5 protein-coding genes are annotated in these 5,316 nt (G+C 59.2%); 4 read left to right on the top strand and 1 reads right to left on the bottom strand.

Annotated features, from left to right (window positions below; genetic code table 11):
• Positions 1–208: 208 nt before the first annotated feature.
• Positions 209–2,053 carry a methyl-accepting chemotaxis protein gene (locus ABJP42_RS00215; protein ID WP_490363168.1) on the top strand — a complete coding sequence of 615 codons (1,845 nt, stop codon included), beginning with the start codon at positions 209–211 and terminating at the stop codon, positions 2,051–2,053.
• Between the two features lie 216 nt (positions 2,054–2,269).
• Entirely contained in the window at positions 2,270–2,953 is a 684-nt protein-coding gene (locus tag ABJP42_RS00210; protein ID WP_348337859.1) for a DsbA family oxidoreductase, read from the top strand.
• A 26-nt stretch (positions 2,954–2,979) separates the two neighbouring features.
• On the opposite strand, the gene ABJP42_RS00205 is transcribed toward ABJP42_RS00210, so the two are convergent.
• Positions 2,980–3,861: a LysR substrate-binding domain-containing protein gene (locus tag ABJP42_RS00205; protein WP_348337858.1), complete on the bottom strand. Its 882-nt coding sequence runs from the start codon at positions 3,859–3,861 to the stop codon at positions 2,980–2,982.
• A gap of 99 nt (positions 3,862–3,960) precedes the next feature.
• Between ABJP42_RS00205 and ABJP42_RS00200 the strand changes: the two genes are divergently transcribed.
• Positions 3,961–4,665 (top strand): SDR family oxidoreductase, encoded by a 705-nt coding sequence (locus ABJP42_RS00200; RefSeq protein ID WP_348337857.1) that lies wholly within the window; start codon positions 3,961–3,963, stop codon positions 4,663–4,665.
• Between the two features lie 182 nt (positions 4,666–4,847).
• A complete protein-coding gene (locus tag ABJP42_RS00195) occupies positions 4,848–5,237 on the top strand; it encodes a hypothetical protein (RefSeq protein ID WP_348337856.1) in 390 nt (129 codons plus the stop codon).
• Positions 5,238–5,316 lie beyond the last annotated feature (79 nt).

The following is a 5,316-nucleotide window of genomic DNA, read 5'->3' as shown; positions in this document are numbered from 1 at the left end:
ATAGTGTTGGGGTTGATGCCAGCCATTTCGGCGATGTCGAACTGGATGAATCGAGCCGCCGCTACCAGGCGCAAATCTCTCTCACCATCGTTGACGCGGCCACTGGCGCTGCGATTGGCGCCATGACCGTCGGCATCGATGCCGATGCCTTGATGTAAACTCCAACTCAGCAAGCAGCTTCGCTGCCAACAACTCAAAAGGTAACCAAATGAAAGCTCGCATCCCCGCGATATCCCCATTCAAAGGCATGTCAGTCTTCATGAAGTGCTGCTTGCTGATTGCAACAACCACCATGGTTGTATCCGCCGCGCTCACCATCAGAAGTGACAACACTTTTGAGGCTGCCGTCGAAAAAGGCGTGCAGACCCTCGGCAACGGCGTCACCATCACAGTTGCCGCCCGCAGCGGTGGTTCCATCCGCTTTGGCGACTCGGATCGTCTCTCTGCCGATATTGCCAAAATCCTTGAACTTTCTGAAGGCCGCGCACTTTTTGGCGTGGCTGTAAACGGCAAGGGCAAAGTCGTCGCTACCGCTGGCGAGGCTACCGAAGCCGAGCTGGAAGAACTGACAGCCCTTGGGGTCGCCTCGACTGAATCCGGCGTCTTGGAAACCAGCGCCGATGGCTACCTGATTGCCGCGCCAGCCATGGCCGGAGCTGATGGCAGTGTCGTTGTTGGATCAATCGCGATGATCTGGTCCCCTGAACGGGCCTTCGCCGAGGCCGCTCCTGACAAGATGATGACACATATTTTTGCCGGCGTGGCTTTTGTCATCATGTGCCTGTTGTCCGCTGTTGCCCTGCGCAGGATCCTGTCGCGCCCGCTGAAATCTGTTGGCGACACCATCAATGTGATTGCAGATGGCGACTACAGCCAGGCGGTTCCACTTCTGGACCGCCGTGATGAAATGGGCGCCATTGCCCGCAACATTGACAACTTGAAGACCCAGCTCACTGCGGCTCAGGAAGTTGAAAATGAACGCCAGGCTGCTCAGGTCGCGCAGAAACAGGTTGTGGACCGTTTGAACCGCGCCTTGCAGAGCATGTCCGAAGGCGACCTAACGCAGTCGATCAACACGCCGTTCAAAGGCGAATACGAAAGCCTGCGGACCAACTATAACTCAACCATCACTACTCTGGTTGGCATCATGAACGCGGTTGTCGAAAGCACCACCCGCATTCGCGCCAGCGCCGAAGAGATCAGCCAGTCCTCCAGCGACCTGTCTCAGCGGACCGAAAGCCAGGCTGCAACTCTGGAAGAAACTGCAGCCGCGATGGAACAGCTCACCGTGAGCGTGAAATCCGCAGCAGATGGCGCCAAACAGGTTGAGACTATCGTTGTCGAAGCCCAGGAAGGCGCCAAGCAAAGCGGCCAGGTTGTGACCGATGCGGTCAACGCCATGTCCGAGATCGAAACCTCTTCCAACCAGATTTCGCAGATCATCTCGGTGATCGACGACATCGCCTTCCAGACCAACCTGCTGGCGCTCAACGCCGGGGTGGAAGCTGCCCGGGCCGGTGAAGCCGGACGTGGCTTTGCCGTGGTTGCCTCCGAGGTTCGGGCCCTGGCCCAGCGCTCTTCGGATGCGGCACAGGAGATCAAACAGCTGATTTCCGAAAGCTCGCAGCACGTGTCCAAAGGTGTGGACCTTGTCGGCAAGGCCGGCAACGAGCTGGAAAGCATCATCGACCGGGTTGGCACCATCTCCAACCATGTGGCCGAGATTGCTCAGGGCGCCAACGAACAGTCCACAACCCTGCTGGAGATCAACACTGGCGTTACCCAACTGGATCACGTGACTCAGCACAATGCCGCCATGGTCGAAGAAAGCACCGCCGCCAGCCAGATCCTGCGCAATGACGCTGGCGAGTTGGCCAATCAGGTCTCGGTCTTCAAGATCGGTGAAGAAAGCATGGTTGCAGCGGCGCCTGCGCCCGCCACCGCATCGACCCCATCGGCACATGGGGATTTCGCCGAAGAAGAGGATGACTTCTTTGCTGAAGAAGAGCCCGCATCCGCCCTGCCCCAGGCCGTGGGCTGGGACGACTTCTAAGTCAAAACCCTAGGCGAAACTGCCTTGCACCGCGCTGCCCTTTGGGTGGCGCGGATTTCTTTTGTCTGGCTCTTCTGTTTGGCGCCCGCTTCAAATCCAAGTGATTGCGCAAGGCGGCTCTGGAAGTCGGCAAGCTTCCTCCCTATCTCTGATCCTTGAAACCGGGGCGGCCAGACTGACCGTCGTCGGGACGCGTATCGCAAAGAGGACGGCCCTATGACTGAGCAAGACCCCACCCCGACGCAGAGCAGCGACGCCAGCCCCCTGCGCATTGACGTGGTCTCGGATGTCATGTGCCCCTGGTGCATCATCGGCTATCGCCAATTGGCCAGCGCCCTTGAAGCGACCTCGACAGACTATGAGCTACACTGGCACCCCTTTGAGCTGAACCCGGATATGCCAGCCGAGGGTCAGAACCTGCGTGAACATATCATCGAGAAATACGGCGCCACCCCAGAGCAATCAGAGCAGAACCGGGCTCAGATGACCAAACTGGGCGAGGATCTGGATTTTGACTTCCGCTTTGACCCCGAAATGCGGATGCACAACACCTTCAACACCCACCAGCTGCTCCACTGGGCCGAAACGCAGGAACGCAAGCATGACCTGAAACAGGCGCTGTTTTCCGCCCATTTCACCCATCACCGAGACCTATCGGATGATACGGTTCTGGCAGATATCGCAGCCGGAATTGGCCTGGATCGCAACGAAGCCTTGGCAGTACTGCAGGATCAACGTTTTGCAGCCCCCGTGCGGGAGGTGCAGAGCTTCTGGCGCAGCCAGGGCATTCAAGGGGTTCCAGCGGTGATCTTTGACCAGAAACATCTGGTCAGCGGTGCCCAGGGGGTCGAGAACTTCACCAATATCCTTGGCCAGCTGGCAGAGATGCGCCAGGCTTAAGGGCAGCACATTTCGGCTGGGAAACCTTAGGCCCGCGGCTGGTCAGACTGCGCGATCAGCCATTGGCGCACCGCCTCTACTGCCTTGCTGCGCTTTTTGCGCGGCTCGGCCAGCAGATAGAAATCCTTGCCGCCTTCCAACACCTCAGTTGCAATCTGCACCAGGGTGCCTGCCTCCAGATCACGGGCCACCAGAAACCTGGACACCAGGGCTACTCCCTGTCCAGAGATCGCCGCATCAATGGCCAGGGCCACCTGATTTAGCCGCAGCCCGTGACTGCACTGATCTTCGACCCCCAGCTGCGCCAGAAACTGCGGCCAAAGATCATGGCCGTCGTGCAGCTTTGGCAGGGCAGAGAGCTGTGACCGCAAGACAGGCATCCCTTCCACGCCTGTCAGGCGCGGTGAGGCCACAGCGATAACCTCTTGCCGAAACAGGCAGGTCGCTTCCAGTGCCGCGCCAAAGGGCGGCTGGCCCTGGCGGATCGCCAGATTGATCCCCTCACTGTGAAAGCTCGATAGTTTTTCTGTCGCCATAACCCGCAGGTCGATCTCTGGGTGGGCCTGTGAAAAGCTCGGCAAATTGGGGATCAGCCATTTGGCAGCAAAGGCTGGGGTGACGCTGACAAGGACCTTGCCGGGTTCCGGCCGCAGCACACGGGTTGCGGCCCGCAGCCCCTCAAAACCGGCGGCCACCGCCGCATGATAGCCACGACCAGGTCCGGTAAAGGCAAGCCCCTTTGGCTGGCGATCAAAAAGTTGTAGCCCCAGATGCGCCTCGAGCAGGCGCACCTGTTGCGCCACCGCCCCCTGGGTCAGCCCCATTTCCTGTGCGGCCAGTGTGAAATTCAAATGACGTCCGGCGGCATCAAAGGCGCGCAGCGCATTTAGGGGGGGGAGTACGTCCATATGTACAGTAGTATTTCTACTGTCACGAAAGATCAATTCTGAATCGCGACGCCGCATTGTTGCTGCTAAGTTGAGGTCAAACAGGAAATGGAGATCACAATGACTGTAGAAAAAGTAGCACTCGTCACCGCCGGCGGCAGCGGCATGGGGGCCGATGCGGCCCGTCGTCTTGCCGCCGATGGTTTCAAAGTCGGCGTCCTGTCTTCTTCCGGCAAGGGCAAGGCGCTTGGCGAAGAGCTGGGTGGCTTTGGCGTCACGGGCTCCAACCTAGCCCCCGAAGCTCTGAAAGAGTTGGTCGACGGTGCCATGTCGCGCTGGGGCCGCGTAGATGTTCTGGTGAATTCTGCCGGCCATGGCCCCAAAGGACCGGTGTTGGAAATCCCGGATGAAGACTGGCACATGGGCATGGAGGTCTACCTGATGAACGTGATCCGCCCCACCCGGCTGGTTACCCCAATCATGCAGGCCCAGGGCGGCGGCACGATCCTCAATATCTCGACCTTTGCCGCCTTTGAACCCGATCCGCTGTTCCCGACCTCGGCCATCTTCCGCGCTGGCCTGGCTGGGTTCACCAAGCTGTTTGCCGACAAATATGGGGCAGAGAACCTGCGCATGAACAATATCCTGCCAGGGTTTATCGACAGCCTGCCCGAGACCGAAGACCGCCGCGCCCGCATCCCCATGGGGCGCTATGGCCGCACCGAAGAGGTCTCTTCGCTGATCTCTTGGCTGGCCTCGGAGCAAGGTGGCTATATGACCGCACAGAACCTGCGGGTTGATGGCGGGCTGACCCACTCGGTCTAATCCTCCCCGGCCTCCCCAATCAGGAAGAAGGCAACGACGCCTCTACAGGAGGCCTGGCACGCAATTGCACCTGCCGGGCCCTTTTCTTTTGCAAGATGTCGCAGGCCAGGCGGCAAGTTCGGCTTGCTATCGGTCTGAAACTCCTGAAGTATCTTGGCGAATTTGACTACAGGAGCTGTTTTATGAAACTTGCAAAAACACTTATTGGCGCCCTGACGGCGCTCTCCCTGTCTGCTCCGGCGGCTTTGGCAGACGACCTGCTGGCGGATTACGTGGCCTTTATCGGGCAGGCGGACCTGCACAATTCCAAAGGTGCTCGGCTCAGCGAACCATGGCAGATCCTGCGCCAGGACAGGGCCAATTACCATCGTTTTGGCATCTCGCAGCCCGGCGATGAGTGGGATCCGATTTTCAAGGACAAGGGCAACCGCGCCATCATGGAGCGGATGATCCAACACGGGTCGATCTCTGCCTCAGCAGGGCGCGATATCGTACGCGGCGGCGTCATGGTGCGGGTCAAGGTCTATGACAACGGCAAAAACGACTATGTTCGGGTCACCGTCACCCGCTAAGTCGGCGCAGCCGCCAGCAGTAATAGATCAAGGCCGGGACCTCGCGCAGCCAGGATTGCAGCACACGATGCCAGGCGGT

Origin of the sequence: Pseudophaeobacter sp. (assembly GCF_039971195.1) — a bacterium.
Classification (GTDB): Bacteria; Pseudomonadota; Alphaproteobacteria; order Rhodobacterales; family Rhodobacteraceae; genus Pseudophaeobacter.
The sequence above is the reverse complement of the archived record's forward strand: the minus strand, read 5'-3'. Positions and strand labels throughout refer to the sequence as shown.

Coding starts and splice junctions, on each gene's coding strand:
- ABJP42_RS00195 (WP_348337856.1), top strand. CDS start 4,848: ATGAAACTTGCAAAAACACTTATTGGCGCCCTGACGGCGCTCTCCCTG.
- ABJP42_RS00200 (WP_348337857.1), top strand. CDS start 3,961: ATGACTGTAGAAAAAGTAGCACTCGTCACCGCCGGCGGCAGCGGCATG.
- ABJP42_RS00215 (WP_490363168.1), top strand. CDS start 209: ATGAAAGCTCGCATCCCCGCGATATCCCCATTCAAAGGCATGTCAGTC.
- ABJP42_RS00205 (WP_348337858.1), bottom strand. CDS start 3,861: ATGGACGTACTCCCCCCCCTAAATGCGCTGCGCGCCTTTGATGCCGCC.
- ABJP42_RS00210 (WP_348337859.1), top strand. CDS start 2,270: ATGACTGAGCAAGACCCCACCCCGACGCAGAGCAGCGACGCCAGCCCC.